Origin of the sequence: Vibrio sp. Vb1980, assembly GCF_033338615.1 — a bacterium.
Classification (GTDB): Bacteria; Pseudomonadota; Gammaproteobacteria; order Enterobacterales; family Vibrionaceae; genus Vibrio; species Vibrio alginolyticus.
The window spans coordinates 17,901-33,729 of the sequence record NZ_JAWOSZ010000024.1 but is presented as its reverse complement, the minus strand read 5'-3'; the positions used below and the strand labels follow the sequence as shown (position 1 = coordinate 33,729).

Genomic DNA, 15,829 nt, shown 5'->3' with positions numbered 1-15,829 from the left:
ATTTACACTTTTATCGATAGCTCAAGTTTGGGGTTTTAGCATCACCAGCGGGTTATTGAGTCGCACTTTGGGAGAGAATATGCAGTTAACTAGTTTCACTGATTATGCGTTGAGAACCTTAATTTTCTTGGCTTCGTTGCCGGAAGATGAGTTAACCAGCATTACCGAAGTGACGGATTTATTTGGTGTGTCGCGCAACCATATGGTTAAAGTTATCAATCGGTTAGGACAGTTGGGTTATGTCCATACCGTGCGCGGAAAAAACGGTGGTATCCGGCTGATGAAGCCAGCGTCTGAAATCACAGTCGGTGGTGTTGTGCGCGATTTAGAGCCGTTAGATTTAGTCAACTGTGGTGTGGATTTTTGCCATATTACCCCTGCTTGCCGCCTCAAAGATAAATTGGCGAAAGCAAAAAGTGCCTTCCTGGCGGAGTTGGATGATTGCACGATTGAATCCTTGCTCAGTGACAATTCTGAACTTTTGATCTTGCTGGCTCGTCCTTAACTCATTTGCATGCCTAGAGTCGATCTCGATCATTCTTTTTTCAAAGCAATTCTGTAGCTTATCGAGAGACTCAGATATACTAGCCATATACCTTCCTTGCTAGATAGGCGTGCCTATGTCAGACAATATTCCAAACGATCCTTTTGCAGATCGTGAATCCAAAAATTACGAAAATCCAATTCCAAGCCGAGAGTTTATCATCGAGTTTCTAGAGCAAGCGGGCGTTCCAATGAATCGTAACGACTTGTATGAGGCACTAAAGCTTGAGGGCGAAGAGCAATACGAAGGGTTGCGTCGTCGGCTACGTGCGATGGAGCGAGATGGCCAACTGGTGTTTACCCGCCGTCAGTGCTATGCATTGCCTGAAAAACTTGAAATGGTGAAAGGTTACGTGATTGGTCATCGTGATGGCCATGGTTGGGTACGTCCAGAAGGCAGCGTCGGCAAGGATGATGATATTCTGTTACCGCACCATCAGATGAAGAACATCATCCACGGTGATTTTGTCTTAGTGCAACCTACAGACAACAGCAAGCGCGGCCGCCGTGAAGGACGTTTGGTGCGTGTGCTAGAGGAGCGTAATGATCAAATCGTCGGTCGTTTCTTCCTTGAATATGGATACTCCTACGTTGTCCCAGATGACTCGCGTATCAGCCAAGATATCCTGATCCCAAATGAGCACAAAGCGGGTGCACGCATGGGTAACGTAGTCGTAATTGAAATTACTGATCGTGGCTCACGCTCACGCGGCATGATGGGTAAAGTGGTTGAAGTCCTTGGTGAAAACATGGCACCAGGTATGGAAACACAAATTGCGATTCGCACACACCAAATCCCTCACGAATGGCCAGAAGCCGTCGATAAACAAATCGAAAACTTAGGCGAAGAAGTACCAGAAGAAGCGAAAGTTGGTCGTGTGGATCTACGTGATTTGCCACTAGTGACCATTGACGGCGAAGACGCACGAGACTTTGATGATGCCGTTTACTGTGAAAAGAACAAAGAAGGTGGTTGGCGTTTATGGGTAGCGATTGCTGACGTCAGTTACTACGTTCGTCCTGACTCTGCGTTGGACAAAGAAGCGATAAATCGTGGTAACTCAGTATATTTCCCGTCGCAAGTTGTGCCGATGTTGCCAGAAGTACTATCGAACGGCCTATGTTCGCTCAACCCGCAAGTAGATCGCTTGTGTATGGTGTGCGAAATGACCATTTCCGATACAGGTAAGCTGTCTGGTTACAAGCATTACGAGGCGGTGATGAACTCGCACGCTCGTCTCACATATAGCAAAGTGAGCGCGATTCTAGAAGGGGATGAAGAACTACGTGAGCGCTACCAGCCGCTTGTTTCTCATCTAGAAGAGTTGCACAAGATGTACAAAGTGCTGAAAGAAGCACGAGATCAACGCGGTGCAATCGAATTTGAAACCGTTGAAACCAAATTTATTTTCAATGCGGAACGTAAAATCGAAAGCATTGAGCCAGTAATTCGTAATGACGCGCATAAGATCATCGAAGAATGTATGATTTTAGCCAACATTGCTTCGGCATCGCTGGTAGAAAAAGCGAAAGAGCCCGCGCTTTATCGTATCCACGAATCTCCAGGTGAATTACGCCTGCAAGGTTTCCGTGACTTCTTAAGTGAACTTGGTCTTGAGCTAAAAGGTGGTTTAGAGCCTTCACCAACGGACTATGCTGATCTCGCACGTCAAATCTCCGGGCGTCAAGATCAAGAGTTGATTCAGACCATGCTGCTACGCTCAATGAAGCAAGCGGTATACAACGCAGATAACGCGGGGCACTTTGGGTTGGCATTGAAACGCTATGCGCACTTTACGTCGCCAATTCGTCGTTACCCTGACTTGTTACTTCACCGTGCAATCAAGTATCTGATTGCTAAAGAAGAAGGTCGTAATCAAGATCGCTGGACACCAACAGGTGGCTATCATTACTCGTTTGACGACATGGATTTTTACGGCGAACAATGTTCGATGACAGAGCGCCGTGCTGATGATGCAACACGTGATGTTGCGGATTGGCTGAAGTGTGAATATATGCAAGACCACGTCGGTGACGAACTAGACGGTGTTATCGCTAATGTCACTAGCTTTGGCTTCTTTGTACGTTTAACGGATTTGCACATCGATGGTTTGGTACATATTTCTACCCTTGCGAACGACTACTATCAATTTGACCCGATTGGTCAACGACTTATTGGTGAAAGTTTCGGTAACATCTACCGCTTAGGTGATGCAGTAAAAGTAAAAGTACTGGCTGTTAACCTCGATGACAAGCAAATTGACTTTGAATTGGTCGAAACAAGTCGTAAGCTACGCGGCGAAGGTAAGACTGCGAAGAAACGCGCAGCGGAAGCAAAACGCAAAGCGAAAGATAAAAAACGCGCTGCGACTCGCTCTTCATCGAAAGAAGGTGGCGCGGCTCGTGCAATTCCTGCGATAGAGCCAACTAAACGCCCAGAAGAAACGGGCGCAACGAGTAAGCGTAATGGCCCAAAACGTGGTGACGCCGAAGGCAACGAGAAGCCTAAAGTGAAAAAAGCACGTAAAAAGAAGCCGCACAGTAAGCCGAAGAAAACCAAGCGCACTAAAAAAGAAGCGCAGTAGGTTGAAGCGCCAACTTAGTTCAAACTCGGTTGGCGCAGGCAATACGACCAGAACAACAGGTTAAACAATGAGTAACGAATTTATCTACGGCATTCACGCAGTGAAGGCGGTATTGGAGCGCGAACCAGAGCGTTTTATCGAGGCGTACGTTTTAAAAGGTCGTCAAGATGATCGCCTAATGCCAATCCTAAATGATCTTCAGGTTTGTGGTGTTTCTATTCAGCAGATGACACGTAAAACCTTGGATGACAAAGCGCGCGGTGCAAATCACCAAGGCATCATCGCTCGTGTGAAACCAGCGAAGCAGCTGAATGAGAACGATATAGATGACATCCTGGCGCAGCACGAATCACCACTGCTATTAGTGTTAGACGGAGTGACCGATCCACACAATCTTGGTGCGTGTTTACGTAACGCAGATGCGGCAGGTGCTGCGGCGATCATCGTACCGAAAGATCGTTCTGCGCCAATGAATGCGACGGTAAGTAAAGTCGCTTGTGGTGCAGCTGAAGTCGTACCATTGATCCGAGTAACGAACTTGGCTCGTACTATGCGTACATTGCAAGAGAAAGGCATCTGGTTTGTTGGTACTGCGGGTGAAGCAACGCACGACATCTACCAAGCCAAACTGACTGGACCCCTTGCTATCGTAATGGGGGCAGAAGGTGACGGTATGCGTCGTCTGACTCGTGAAACCTGCGACGATTTGATTAAGATCCCAATGGCTGGTAGCGTTTCAAGCTTGAACGTATCTGTGGCATCCGGCATCTGTTTGTTTGAGGCAGTTCGTCAGCGTATTGCTGCAAAGTAAGTGCTAAATAAGTTAATAAACAAACAGTTACTGCAAAGTTAGACATAATGATAAAAACAAAGGATGGGGTGCCATCCTTTGTCGTTTTCACCGATTTATAAATAAAAATCCTCAGGGAAGTTATGACTCAACAAGACATTAAATTCATCGCCTTCGATCTAGATGGTACTTTGCTTGATAGCGTGCCAGATCTAGCTGTCGCGGCAGACCAAGCAGTACAGGCGCTTGGCTTTCCATCGGTTTCAGAAGAACAAGTTCGTGATTACGTGGGTAACGGTGCAGACGTGCTTATTGGTCGCTCATTAAGCCAAAGCCTGACCATCAACCCGGAGCTGAGTGAAGAGCTTCGTGCTAAAGCGCGTGTATTGTTTGATGATTACTACGAGCAAAGCGGTCACAAGCTAAGTCATCTTTACCCAACGGTAAAAGAGACACTAGCAGAGCTGCACAAAGCGGGCTTTGTTATGGCGTTGGTGACCAACAAACCTTCAAAGTTTGTGCCTGACGTTTTGGAAAAGCACGACATCGCAAAATACTTCGTTGATGTCCTTGGCGGTGATGCATTCCCAGAGAAAAAACCAAACCCAGTAGCATTGAACTGGTTGATGGAAAAACACCAAACCCAACCAAGTGAAATGCTGATGGTTGGCGACTCGAAAAACGATATTCTCGCAGCAAAGAATGCAGGCTGTGCCTCATTTGGTCTGACATATGGTTACAACCACGGTGAACCTATTTCAGCATCAAATCCAGATTTCGTCGCTGACAGTTTGGCAGAATTATTGGACGTTGTAGCGGTTTCTGCATAACGGCTACAAAAGAGCTTCCAAAATACTCGTTAATGAGTACACTGAGTAAACCGTGCACCTATTACTGCACGGTTTTTTTCATTTAATTAGATTAAGAAGTCAAAGGAATCATTCTAATGAGCAAACCCATTGTATTGAGTGGTGTTCAACCTTCAGGTGAACTAAGTATCGGTAACTACTTGGGTGCTCTACGTCAATGGCAGCAGATGCAAGACGATTATGATTGCCAATATTGTGTGGTAGACCTTCACGCGATTACGGTTCGTCAGGACCCTAAAGCGCTGCATGAAGCAACTCTAGACGCACTGGCAATTTGTCTGGCAGTTGGTGTTGACCCGAAGAAGAGCACGCTATTTGTTCAGTCACATGTACCAGAGCATGCTCAATTAGGTTGGCTTCTTAACTGCTACACTCAAATGGGTGAGCTGAGCCGTATGACTCAGTTTAAAGACAAATCGGCACGTTACGCGAATGACGTAAACGTCGGTCTATTTGACTACCCGGTGTTGATGGCGGCTGACATTTTGCTTTACGGTGCACACCAAGTACCTGTAGGCAGTGACCAGAAGCAACATCTAGAATTAGCGCGCGATATCGCAACGCGTTTCAACAATATTTACTCGCCAGAGCAGCCAATCTTCCAAGTTCCAGAGCCTTACATTCCGACAGTAAATGCGCGTGTAATGAGCCTTCAAGACGCAACGAAGAAGATGTCTAAATCTGATGACAACCGTAAGAACGTTATCACGCTGCTGGAAGAGCCTAAGTCGATCCTTAAGAAGATCAACAAAGCGCAAACCGATACCGAAACGCCACCAAGTATCCGTCATGATATCGAGAACAAGGCGGGCATTGCTAACCTAATGGGTCTGTACTCCGCGGCGACAGGCATGAGCTTCGAAGAGATTGAAGCGAAGTACCAAGGCGTAGAAATGTATGGCCCATTTAAGAAAGATGTTGGTGAGGCAGTTGTAGCAATGCTTGAGCCAATTCAAGCAGAATATCACCGTATTCGCGCTGATCGTGCTTACATGGACGAGGTAATGCAGCAAGGCGCTGAGAAAGCCTCGGCACGAGCGGCTGAAACGCTTAAGAAAGCATACGAAGCAGTAGGTTTTGTAGCTCGCCCATAGTTGCTAAGAACGAATACGAAAAAGCTCCACTTTGGTGGAGCTTTTTTTATGCCTGTATTACTGAAATGGTGTGTCTTTCATACAGCGTTCCATGTCGTAATATTCAACACGTCCTCGAGCCCCTAGAAAGGCAGACTTCACAACCATGCCTCTATCAATGAAGTAACTAAGCTGTACGCATGATATATCGTAGCTGAGTTCTTTAATTCTCGCTGGAATCCAGTAGGTTCCTGGCGTTCTTAGACGCTGAGTAAAGGTAATAACACCCTCGTCACTGACTTCTAGCTCTTCAATACCATCCAGTTCATTTTTGGCTGATTCGATGATGTCTTGATTCGCCGTAGGTTGAAGTGGCTCACTGGCGGTCAACTGACACCCCGCTATCAAGCCAAGTAGGGAGATAGCTAGCACACTGCGTTGAATTTTTTTCATTTGTCGTTCCTGGGTTTACAGCTAATGAGATCTTATTGTCTCGCGCAGGTGTTATATCTTTTGTGTATGTTTTTGGCTAGTGAGTAATGAAAAGTTATTGAATAAATCATGAAAACTTTGAAGTATGAGGGGCCTGTATAAGAGAGAACGAAGCGAGTAATAGATTCTTGGGCTTGAACAGTGATACAAGTGAAAATTAAAGCATTCTAAATTAGTGACTAATTATATTTTTTATTTGTAACGGAACGGTTGGGTTAATAAGCCACTCAACAAGTGATGTATTTTCTACTCCTTAACATGAAGTGAAAAAGTAAACTGAGTAATCAATCTAAATTCTGACTTGTTTATCAATAGCGCTCTGTATTTATTACAAAAAATGTTTGAATGGGATGCTCTGGCATATTTTCTTATATTCACATGTGATTCATTTCACGGCTTTAATTACTCATTCTTATTTATTTCATAAATAAACCTGATAGTAGACGCAAATGGCAGGCTCTAACCAGAGCTAAGTTTGCATTTACATAAATATCAGGTATGACAATGGACACGTTAATCAAACCCTCAATACTCGCATTAACCATCGCCAGTGCACTTAGTGCAAACGCGAACGCAGAGATTATTATTTCCCAATACGTAGAAGGCGGCGCTTATAATAAAGCGGTAGAGATCGCTAATACGGGTGATACTGCGGTGACACTCACTGGCTACGAGTTGGCGAAATCATCAAACGGTGGTGGTACTTGGGGTAGCACATTCGACCTTAGCCAAGTGACGCTACAAGCTAACCAAGTGTATGTACTGGCGCATGGTGACGCGAGCGATACCATCAAAGCTGTCTCGGATATCACAGATAAAAGCGTTGCGAACTTTAACGGTGACGACCCGATCGCACTGCTTAAAGATGGTGAAGTGCACGACATCATCGGTGTGATGGGTGACGTAGATTTTGGTAAAGACACCACATTAGTTCGTAACAGTGATGCACTAACCCCTTCTGCTACTTATGATGCATCTCAGTGGACGGCATTTGAGAAAGACAACATTGACGGCCTTGGTGAGCTGAATGCGACTGAGCCACCAGCCCCATTCGCCTGTGAAGTAGACGGTCAGCAACCTAAATTCACTACCATTCAAGATATTCAAGGTGAAGGCGACACATCTCCATTCATTGATGGTTACCCATACATTACCGGCGAAGATCACTTCGTAACGGGTGTCGTGACTGCTGTTACTACAGGCTTAACCAAAGGTTTCTACCTACAAGCACTAGAAAGTGATAACAACGACAAGACCTCAGAAGGCTTGTTCATTCATACCGACGCGGCGGACACGGCGCTGAAAGCTGGTGATGTTGTTTGTGTGAAAGGTAAAGTTCAAGAGTATTACAGCAATACTCAGCTTGCTTCTGATGCTAACAGCTATGTGAAAACAGGCACCTCTGAAACCCCTCGAGTTACCGATCTTGTTATCAAAGAAGGTGAGACACTACGTGATGCGCTAGAGCGTCATGAAGGGATGCAAGTTGAGTTAACCTCGGCAAGTGACTTGTTTGTAACTCGCAACTTCTCTTACGACTACGATTCACGTCGTAACAATATGATGCTCTCTCATGAAGCGCCATTGTTAAAGCCGACTCAATTACACGCGGCAGAGAGCGATGCAGCCGTTGAGCTAGCAAAAGACAACGCAGCAAACCGCGTATACCTAGAATCAGATGGCAAAGCACCAAACGGCCAAATCCCATACTACCCAGATTTTGCTAAAGATGCAGACCAAGATGGCTCTTCAGAGCAGCACATTCGCCTTGGTTCTCGAGTAGAAGGTCTTCAGGGTGTCGTGGCTTACAGCTACAACGAATACCGCCTGATTGCGACCAATGAAGTCGATAACACCAACTTTGTGACTTCAGGTGAAGGCTTCGATGTGGCTCGTAAAGATGCCCCAGCGATTGCGGACTCAGATTTGCGTATTGCAAGCTTCAACGTACTGAACTACTTCAACTCCGTGGCTGACAGTGGCCATGAAAACCCAACCGGACAAAACCGTGGTGCGACTAACCTAGATGAGTTCCTGATCCAACAAGCGAAAATCGTTGCGGCGATGAACAAGATGGACGCTGACATCATTGGTTTGATGGAAGTGGAAAACAACGGCTTTGGTGATGGCAGTGCTATCCAAAACTTAGTTGATGCCCTAAATGCTGAGATTGATGACGCTGAAGATCATTACACGTATGTCGAAATCGAAGAGCAAGACAAATACCAAGACGAATACTTTGGCAGTGATGCGATCATGGTGGCGATTTTATATCGTGCTAACGCAGTAACGCCAAAAGACGCTGCAAAAGTGATCATCACGCCAGAGCAGCACATTGCAGAAAACACAATTACTCGTAAAGAGGGCACAGAAAGTAACCCTGCTTACGATAAGTACCAACGCCACAGTCTACTTCAGACCTTTACGGTGAAAGAGACGGATGAAGATTTGTCTATTGTCGTAAACCACTTTAAGTCGAAAGGCTCTGAGTGTATTGAAGAGTGGATTGCCGGTGTAGAAGATTCTGAGCCAGCGGATCTGCAAGGCAACTGTAACAACTTCCGCGTTTCTGCTGCGCACGCAGTGGGTGAAGCGTTGAAAGAGGTGAAAGGCGATGTATTGCTCATGGGCGACCTCAATGCTTATGGCATGGAAGACCCACTTCTGACACTGACTGATTACTCGAAAGAGAAATACGGCCGTGACATTTATACTGCTGCTTACACAACCATTGGTGATGGTGAACTTCAAGTAGAGAAGACCAAAATTGAAAAAGGTTACGGTCTGCACAACTTAAACACGTTGCTGCACGGCACTGATACGTTTTCTTACACCTATTCGGGCGAGCTGGGTAATTTGGACCACGCATTGGCAAGCAGTAGCCTAGCGCAAAAAGTGGTAGCAATTGAAGATTGGCACATCAACTCACTAGAGAGTAACTTGTTCGAATACAGCAGCAAGTACACAGGTGATATGCCGAAGTACAAAGATGCGTTCTCTGCCTCTGACCACGATCCAGTGATCATCGCGATTGATTTACCAGATGATGACATCGATTTACCGAAAGCAGGTGACAACTTAGCCGTCGATGTCCGTTTACCACCAACGGCGGTTGTGGGCGATATTGTTACGGTGAACTTAACGCCATCCACACAAGCGGCTGCGGCAAGCAGCGATACGAAAGCTTACTCGGCTAGCCAAACTTTAGTTCAAGCTGATATTGATGCGCGTAGCGTGAATATTGAGTTTGAACAAACGCCAGAGCAAGGTAATTATCAGTTAGAAGAGAAAGTGACTGACTCGACAGGTAATATCGTGAAGTTTAGCTCTGTTCGTGATGTTTCAATGACGCAAACTGAAGCTGGAACAGAAGGGTCGAAGGATTCAGATGGTGGTTCGTTTGGTTTTGGTGCTCTATTTGCGCTGCTAGGTCTTGGCTTATTCCGTCGTCGCCGCTAAGCGAATTTACTTCCTGACAAACAGTTCCTAAATAGCTGTAAAGACCAAAGGCCAGCCTATGCTGGCCTTTTTATTCAGCAAAAACTTGCCTTTCTTGCTTGGTATAGCAAAATACCGCCCTTGATTGTCACGAACGTGGCGATTCACTACGTAAGCATTGCCAAAACGGATTGGAGCAACCGACCCTTTATGTTGTTGATCATCGATAACTACGACTCTTTTACCTACAACCTTTACCAATACTTCTGCGAGCTTGGTGCAGACGTAAAGGTGGTGCGTAACGATGAAATCGATATCCAAGGCATTGAGGCGCTCAACCCAACTCATTTGGTGATCTCGCCAGGGCCATGTACGCCGAACGAAGCAGGTATTTCACTGAAAGCGATAGAACACTTCGCTGGTAAGCTTCCAATATTGGGTGTTTGCCTTGGCCATCAAGCGATAGCGCAAGTGTTTGGGGGCGAAGTGGTACGTGCACGACAAGTGATGCACGGTAAGACCTCGCCGATTCATCACAACGGTCGTAGTGTGTTTAAAAATCTGAATAACCCACTCACGGTAACCCGTTATCACTCTCTTGTGGTGAAAAACGGTACTTTACCCGACGTGTTTGAACTGACTGCATGGACAGAACTGCCTGACGGAAGCATGGATGAAATAATGGGTTACCAACATAAAACCTTGCCAATTGATGCGGTGCAGTTCCACCCAGAATCAATCAAAACTGAGCAAGGTCACGAGTTGCTTGCGAACTTTTTAGCACGCAAAGCGATCTGATCGCGATCACTTTTCTTAACAAATCATTCATCTTTTTGCTGAGGTGAGCGGATTGCAAAACTATGCGATTCTCTCGAGTCTCTTTGTCTATTCATGTCTTTTTAAACCTTCTATCCCCTGTATTACATAACATTTATAAAAAATCACTTCTCTATTTTACTTTCTTGATGCATAAATAGTCATAAGCAGTGATTAATGGAAGTTACTTTCGAGAACGAAAAGAATAAATCACTATTGAAATGGTTAATTAAATGTAAATACAATGCCGCAATAGCTTAAATGCAAAACATTATTTGCTGGCAAAGAGAGCCGGTTAAATTCGCTTATCTGCTACGCATGCGGTATCAAGAAGGAATGTGCAATGACAACGGAAATTAAAGTAGAGCGCGGTTTATTCGATGAGGTAATGGTACCTTGCTATAACCCGATGGAAATGATCCCTGTTAAAGGTGAAGGTTCACGTGTTTGGGATCAGGAAGGTAATGAATACATCGACTTTGCTGGTGGTATTGCAGTGAGCTGTCTTGGCCATTGTCATCCAGTAATGGTAAACGCACTAACAGAGCAAGCTAACAAGCTTTGGCACTTAAGTAACGTTATGACGAACGAACCAGCCCTTCGTCTGGCGAAAAAGCTAACAGAAGTGAGTTTTGCTGAGCGAGTGTTCTTTGCTAACTCTGGCGCAGAAGCAAACGAAGCCGCTTTGAAGCTGGCACGTCGTTATGCAGCAGACGTTCATGGCACTGAGAAATCTGAAATCATTGCATTCAAACAAGGTTTCCACGGTCGTACATTCTTTACCGTAACGGTTGGTGGCCAAGCGGCATACTCTGACGGTTTCGGTCCTAAGCCAGGCGACGTGACACACCTTCCTTACAACGATATCGAAGCTTTACAAGCGCACATGTCTGATCGTACTTGTGCGGTCATGATGGAGCCACTACAAGGTGAAGGCGGCATCGTGCCACCAACGCCTGAGTTCGCTCAAGCGGTTCGCGAGCTGTGTGACAAACACAACGCCTTACTGATCTTCGATGAAGTGCAAACTGGTAATGGCCGTACAGGTAACTTCTACGCTTACCAAGGTTTAGGTATCACGCCAGATATTCTAAGTACTGCGAAATCACTTGGTGGCGGTTTCCCAATCGGTGCAATGCTAACGACAGCAAAATTGGCAGAGCACATGAAAGTGGGCACTCACGGTTCTACATATGGCGGTAACCCACTAGCGTGTGCGGTTGCAGAAGCGGTTGTAAATGAAGTTACTAAGCCAGAGGTGTTGGCTGGTGTGCTAGAACGCGAAGCAATGTTCCGTGAAGGCCTAGAGAAGATCAACGCGAAGTACAACATCTTCTCAGAAGTGCGCGGTCAAGGCCTATTACTTGGCGCTGCACTAAATGAAGAATGGCAAGGCCGTGCGCGTGACGTGCTGGTTGCTGCAGGTAAACAAGGTCTCATGGTATTGGTTGCGGGTGCCAATGTCGTACGTTTCACACCATCACTCGTTATCACACAACAAGAAATTGAAGAAGGCTTGGCGAAACTGGATAAAGCGATCGCGACTTTAGTTTAAGCGCGATATCAGTTTAAACGTCAACGCAGACACCCCCGTCAAGGATCTCTGATGGGGGAATTGTTCCTACAATATAGTTAGGATCTTCTTGCATCTGGAGGGAGTATTGATGCTAGTAGTTCGCCCTATCGCGATGTCGGATTACGACGCACTGCACACTTGTGCGGTGGAGTCTGGTCACGGATTTACATCTCTACCGGTTAACGAAGAACTGTTAACCAATCGAATCAAACATTCAGAGTACAGCTTTGGTAAGTCAGATGTGGCAGAACCAGGCGATGAAGGCTACCTGATGGTTGGCTTTGACTCTGAAACGGGTGAGGTTGCGGGTACCACCGGAATCGAAGCATCTATCGGCTGGGATGTCCCATTTTACTCATATCACATTAGTAAAGTTGTGCACTCGTCGCCAAAGCTTGGCGTTAACAACGTTGTTAAACTGCTTACTTTTGGTAATAACTACACGGGTAACAGCGAAATTTGTACCTTGTTCTTGCGTGAGAAATTCCGCCAAGGTCTGAATGGTCGTCTAATGTCGAAGTGTCGTTTCCTAATGATGGCTGAACACCCAGAGCGCTTCTCTGAAACGATCTTTGCGGAGATGCGTGGCGTTTCAGACGACGAGGGTAATTCACCATTCTGGCAATGGCTTCAAGAGCATTTCTTCTCTATCGATTTCACGCTTGCAGATTACCTGACAGGTATCGGCAAGAAAGGCTTTATCGCCGACTTGATGCCGAAACTGCCTATTTACATCAATCTGCTCAGCCCAGAAGCGCAAGCCGTGATTGGTCAAGTACATGACAACACGCGTCCAGCGCTGAAGCTGCTTGAGCGTGAAGGTTTTACCAACCGAGGCTACGTCGACATCTTCGATGGTGGCCCAACGGTTGAGTGTGATCTGCGTAATATTGAGTCGGTACGTCATTCATTCCGCGCGCAAGTCAAAATCTCTGAACATTCCAGCACACAAGACTTCTTGATGTGTAATTCATCTTTCGAGAACTTCCGTGCGACAGTCACTAAGGCGGCGTATGACGCAGAGACACAGAGCGTAATGATCGCACCAGACGTTGCGGATGCACTTTCGGTTGAAGAAGGGGATTTCGTTCGCCTTCTTCCGCAGTAACAGACGACAGAATTTAAGGATAGAAACAATGACACATTGGATTGCAGGTGAATGGGTACAAGGTCAGGGTGAAGCATTTACGTCTCTGTCGCCGTACAACCAAGAAGTGATCTGGCAAGGCAAAGGTGCAACGGCAGAGCAGGTGAACCAGGCGGTATCTGCAGCGCGTAAAGCGTTTATTGACTGGAAAAAGCGCCCATTTTCAGAGCGTGAGGCAATCGTGTTGGCTTTTGCGGAGAAAGTAAAAGAGAACAGCGAAAAAATCGCCGAAGTCATTGCCAAAGAAACCGGTAAGCCAATTTGGGAAACGCGCACTGAAGCAGCGGCAATGGCAGGTAAAATTGCCATTTCGATTCGCGCTTATCATGACCGCACTGGTGAGGCGAGCCGTGAAGCAGCAGGCAACCAAATCGTATTGCGCCACCGCCCATTGGGCGTGATGGCGGTGTTTGGTCCTTACAACTTCCCAGGCCACCTACCAAATGGTCACATTGTACCTGCGCTACTGGCTGGTAACACGGTAGTCTTCAAACCGTCTGAGCAAACGCCATGGACGGGTGAATTGGCAATGAAGCTATGGGAAGAAGCCGGTCTGCCGAAAGGCGTGATTAACCTTGTTCAAGGCGCGAAAGAAACTGGTATCGCCCTCGCTGACGCAAAAGGCATTGATGGCGTACTGTTTACGGGTAGCGCAAATACGGGGCATGTATTACACCGTCAATTTGCGGGTCAACCGGGCAAGATGCTCGCACTAGAAATGGGTGGTAATAACCCGATGGTGATCTCTGATAAATATGGTGATTTGGATGCCACGGTTTATACCATCATCCAGTCAGCGTTTATCAGTGCTGGGCAGCGTTGTACGTGTGCTCGTCGTTTGTATGTGCCATTGGGTGAAAAAGGCGATGCGCTTATCACCAAGCTCGTTGAAGCGACACGCAATATTCGCGTAGACCAACCATTTGCAGAACCTGCGCCATTTATGGGACCGCAAATTTCGGTCGCGGCAGCCAAGTTTATTCTTGATGCACAAGCTAATCTACAGTCTCTTGGCGGTGAAAGCTTGATTGAAGCGAAAGCAGGAGAGGCGGCGTTTGTTTCTCCTGGCATCATTGATGTAACGAACATTGCTGAGTTACCAGATGAAGAATACTTCGGCCCACTTCTGCAAGTGGTGCGTTACGAAGGGTTAGACAAAGCCGTGGCGCTAGCAAACGATACGCGCTTTGGCTTATCTGCTGGTTTGGTCTCAACCGACGACCAAGAATGGGAATACTTCGTTGACCACATTCGTGCTGGCATCGTGAACCGTAACCGCCAGCTCACTGGTGCAAGCGGTGATGCGCCATTTGGTGGCCCGGGGGCGTCGGGTAACTTGCGCCCAAGCGCTTACTACGCAGCAGATTACTGTGCGTACCCAATGGCATCAATGGAAGGTCAAGAAACTGTCTTGCCTGCAACATTGAGTCCAGGTGTAGCGCTATAAGTTTTAATAATAGAGTCGCAACTATGCATTGCGGCTCACCTTGCCGGCGCATCATTTAGGTATGGGTTGTAGTGATCGTTGGCAGAACACGAAAAGTGAGCAAAGACTCGGAAAAGCGTGTTGACTGACTGGCATTTACCGTCACAGGTTGATGGTTGCTCGTTCATTATTCTGGACAACTTTTGTTGTGAACGGGCAGCCAACTTCCGCTTACCTTTAAACTCTACATCTCGTAACAAGGAGTCGTTATGACGCCCGATGTGTTATTTGAATCGCTATGGCAAGATTACATTCAACGTCTTTGCCCTTCGGCTGCTAAAGTGCATCAGCTGCTTCAAGAAGATGAGCCTCTGATTAATGATCATATAGCTTTACGTACCTTCAATATCGCGCCTCTTGGTATTGAAACTCTAGCTAAGCCATTTGTAGCTATTGGTTACAAGGCGTGTGGTGATTACGTTTTCGAAAGCAAAAAGCTGGTTGCTAAGCACTATGAGCACCCAGATCCGAAGCAACCTAAAGTCTTTATTAGTGAGCTAAAAGTTGAAGAGTGCTCGTCTGAGCTACAAGAGATTGTGAAAAATTTGGTGGCACAAGTCGATGCTGACAAGCTGAACGATAGCGCATTCTTACATGGTGGACGCTTGTGGGATTTAAGCTTTGCTGATTACCAAACGTTGGCTAAAGAAAGTGAGTACGCATCTTGGCTTGCGGCGCATGGTTACGGAGCAAACCACTTCACGGTGAGCGTTAACCAACTCAATGAATATGAAGAAGTGAAGCAGGTAAACGATCATCTGCGTACCGCTGGGTTTACCATTAATGAAAATGGTGGTGAAGTGAAGGGCACTCCTGAGGTGTTGCTAGAGCAGTCATCGACCATGGCAGATAAAGTAGCGGTTCGTTTTAGCGAAGGCACTGAAATTATCCCTGGCGGGTTTTATGAATTTGCTAAGCGCTATCCGATGGAAAATGGTGATTTGTACCCAGGTTTCGTGGCCGCTTCAGCTGACAAAATCTTTGAAAGTACGAATGGCTAAGTTTTAGGGTTAA

Annotated in this window: 12 protein-coding genes; 11 read left to right on the top strand and 1 reads right to left on the bottom strand. The window is 46.4% G+C overall.

Translation table 11 applies throughout. The features are described from left to right. The first annotated feature begins 79 nt into the window (after nucleotides 1-79). The 5 genes from nsrR (at nucleotide 80) to trpS (ending at nucleotide 5,881) form a co-directional block, all read left to right on the top strand. Nucleotides 80-505: a nitric oxide-sensing transcriptional repressor NsrR gene (gene nsrR, locus R7F64_RS22440; RefSeq protein WP_005381392.1), complete on the top strand. Its 426-nt coding sequence runs from the start codon at nucleotides 80-82 to the stop codon at nucleotides 503-505. A gap of 115 nt (nucleotides 506-620) precedes the next feature. After that, a complete protein-coding gene (gene rnr, locus R7F64_RS22435; protein WP_256901433.1) occupies nucleotides 621-3,128 on the top strand; it encodes a ribonuclease R in 2,508 nt (835 codons plus the stop codon). Between the two features lie 67 nt (nucleotides 3,129-3,195). Then, entirely contained in the window at nucleotides 3,196-3,939 is a 744-nt protein-coding gene (gene rlmB, locus R7F64_RS22430; protein ID WP_005381395.1) for a 23S rRNA (guanosine(2251)-2'-O)-methyltransferase RlmB, read from the top strand. 122 nt (nucleotides 3,940-4,061) lie between these two features. Beyond that, nucleotides 4,062-4,748, top strand: coding sequence for a phosphoglycolate phosphatase (locus R7F64_RS22425; RefSeq protein WP_017633734.1), 687 nt, complete (start codon nucleotides 4,062-4,064; stop codon nucleotides 4,746-4,748). 116 nt (nucleotides 4,749-4,864) lie between these two features. Next, nucleotides 4,865-5,881, top strand: coding sequence for a tryptophan--tRNA ligase (gene trpS / locus R7F64_RS22420; RefSeq protein WP_005381398.1), 1,017 nt, complete (start codon nucleotides 4,865-4,867; stop codon nucleotides 5,879-5,881). Nucleotides 5,882-5,938: 57 nt separating this feature from the next. On the opposite strand, the gene R7F64_RS22415 is transcribed toward trpS, so the two are convergent. After that, complete coding sequence (locus R7F64_RS22415) at nucleotides 5,939-6,313, bottom strand: hypothetical protein (protein ID WP_172563468.1); 375 nt, start codon at nucleotides 6,311-6,313, stop codon at nucleotides 5,939-5,941. 543 nt (nucleotides 6,314-6,856) lie between these two features. Here R7F64_RS22415 and R7F64_RS22410 point away from each other — a divergent pair. The 6 genes from R7F64_RS22410 to R7F64_RS22385 all read left to right on the top strand — a co-directional run bounded on the left by R7F64_RS22410 (nucleotide 6,857) and on the right by R7F64_RS22385 (nucleotide 15,816). Then, on the top strand, nucleotides 6,857-9,811 hold the full coding sequence (locus R7F64_RS22410) for an ExeM/NucH family extracellular endonuclease (protein ID WP_172563469.1): 2,955 nt from the start codon (nucleotides 6,857-6,859) through the stop codon (nucleotides 9,809-9,811). A gap of 189 nt (nucleotides 9,812-10,000) precedes the next feature. After that, nucleotides 10,001-10,588: an aminodeoxychorismate/anthranilate synthase component II gene (locus R7F64_RS22405; RefSeq protein ID WP_017821744.1), complete on the top strand. Its 588-nt coding sequence runs from the start codon at nucleotides 10,001-10,003 to the stop codon at nucleotides 10,586-10,588. A 361-nt stretch (nucleotides 10,589-10,949) separates the two neighbouring features. Then, nucleotides 10,950-12,161: an aspartate aminotransferase family protein gene (locus R7F64_RS22400; protein WP_005381420.1), complete on the top strand. Its 1,212-nt coding sequence runs from the start codon at nucleotides 10,950-10,952 to the stop codon at nucleotides 12,159-12,161. Between the two features lie 109 nt (nucleotides 12,162-12,270). Next, on the top strand, nucleotides 12,271-13,290 hold the full coding sequence (gene astA / locus R7F64_RS22395) for an arginine N-succinyltransferase (protein WP_033907163.1): 1,020 nt from the start codon (nucleotides 12,271-12,273) through the stop codon (nucleotides 13,288-13,290). 28 nt (nucleotides 13,291-13,318) lie between these two features. Continuing rightward, nucleotides 13,319-14,776, top strand: coding sequence for a succinylglutamate-semialdehyde dehydrogenase (gene astD / locus R7F64_RS22390; protein WP_226084121.1), 1,458 nt, complete (start codon nucleotides 13,319-13,321; stop codon nucleotides 14,774-14,776). A gap of 248 nt (nucleotides 14,777-15,024) precedes the next feature. Further along, nucleotides 15,025-15,816: a DUF1338 domain-containing protein gene (locus R7F64_RS22385; protein WP_005381426.1), complete on the top strand. Its 792-nt coding sequence runs from the start codon at nucleotides 15,025-15,027 to the stop codon at nucleotides 15,814-15,816. Nucleotides 15,817-15,829: the final 13 nt, after the last annotated feature.

Bases quoted from the DNA above. Each gene is read 5' to 3' on its own strand.
- R7F64_RS22405 (WP_017821744.1), top strand. From the start codon at position 10,001: ATGTTGTTGATCATCGATAACTACGACTCTTTTACCTACAACCTTTAC.
- nsrR (WP_005381392.1), top strand. From the start codon at position 80: ATGCAGTTAACTAGTTTCACTGATTATGCGTTGAGAACCTTAATTTTC.
- R7F64_RS22425 (WP_017633734.1), top strand. From the start codon at position 4,062: ATGACTCAACAAGACATTAAATTCATCGCCTTCGATCTAGATGGTACT.
- astD (WP_226084121.1), top strand. From the start codon at position 13,319: ATGACACATTGGATTGCAGGTGAATGGGTACAAGGTCAGGGTGAAGCA.
- trpS (WP_005381398.1), top strand. From the start codon at position 4,865: ATGAGCAAACCCATTGTATTGAGTGGTGTTCAACCTTCAGGTGAACTA.
- R7F64_RS22385 (WP_005381426.1), top strand. From the start codon at position 15,025: ATGACGCCCGATGTGTTATTTGAATCGCTATGGCAAGATTACATTCAA.
- rnr (WP_256901433.1), top strand. From the start codon at position 621: ATGTCAGACAATATTCCAAACGATCCTTTTGCAGATCGTGAATCCAAA.
- astA (WP_033907163.1), top strand. From the start codon at position 12,271: ATGCTAGTAGTTCGCCCTATCGCGATGTCGGATTACGACGCACTGCAC.
- rlmB (WP_005381395.1), top strand. From the start codon at position 3,196: ATGAGTAACGAATTTATCTACGGCATTCACGCAGTGAAGGCGGTATTG.
- R7F64_RS22410 (WP_172563469.1), top strand. From the start codon at position 6,857: ATGGACACGTTAATCAAACCCTCAATACTCGCATTAACCATCGCCAGT.
- R7F64_RS22415 (WP_172563468.1), bottom strand. From the start codon at position 6,313: ATGAAAAAAATTCAACGCAGTGTGCTAGCTATCTCCCTACTTGGCTTG.
- R7F64_RS22400 (WP_005381420.1), top strand. From the start codon at position 10,950: ATGACAACGGAAATTAAAGTAGAGCGCGGTTTATTCGATGAGGTAATG.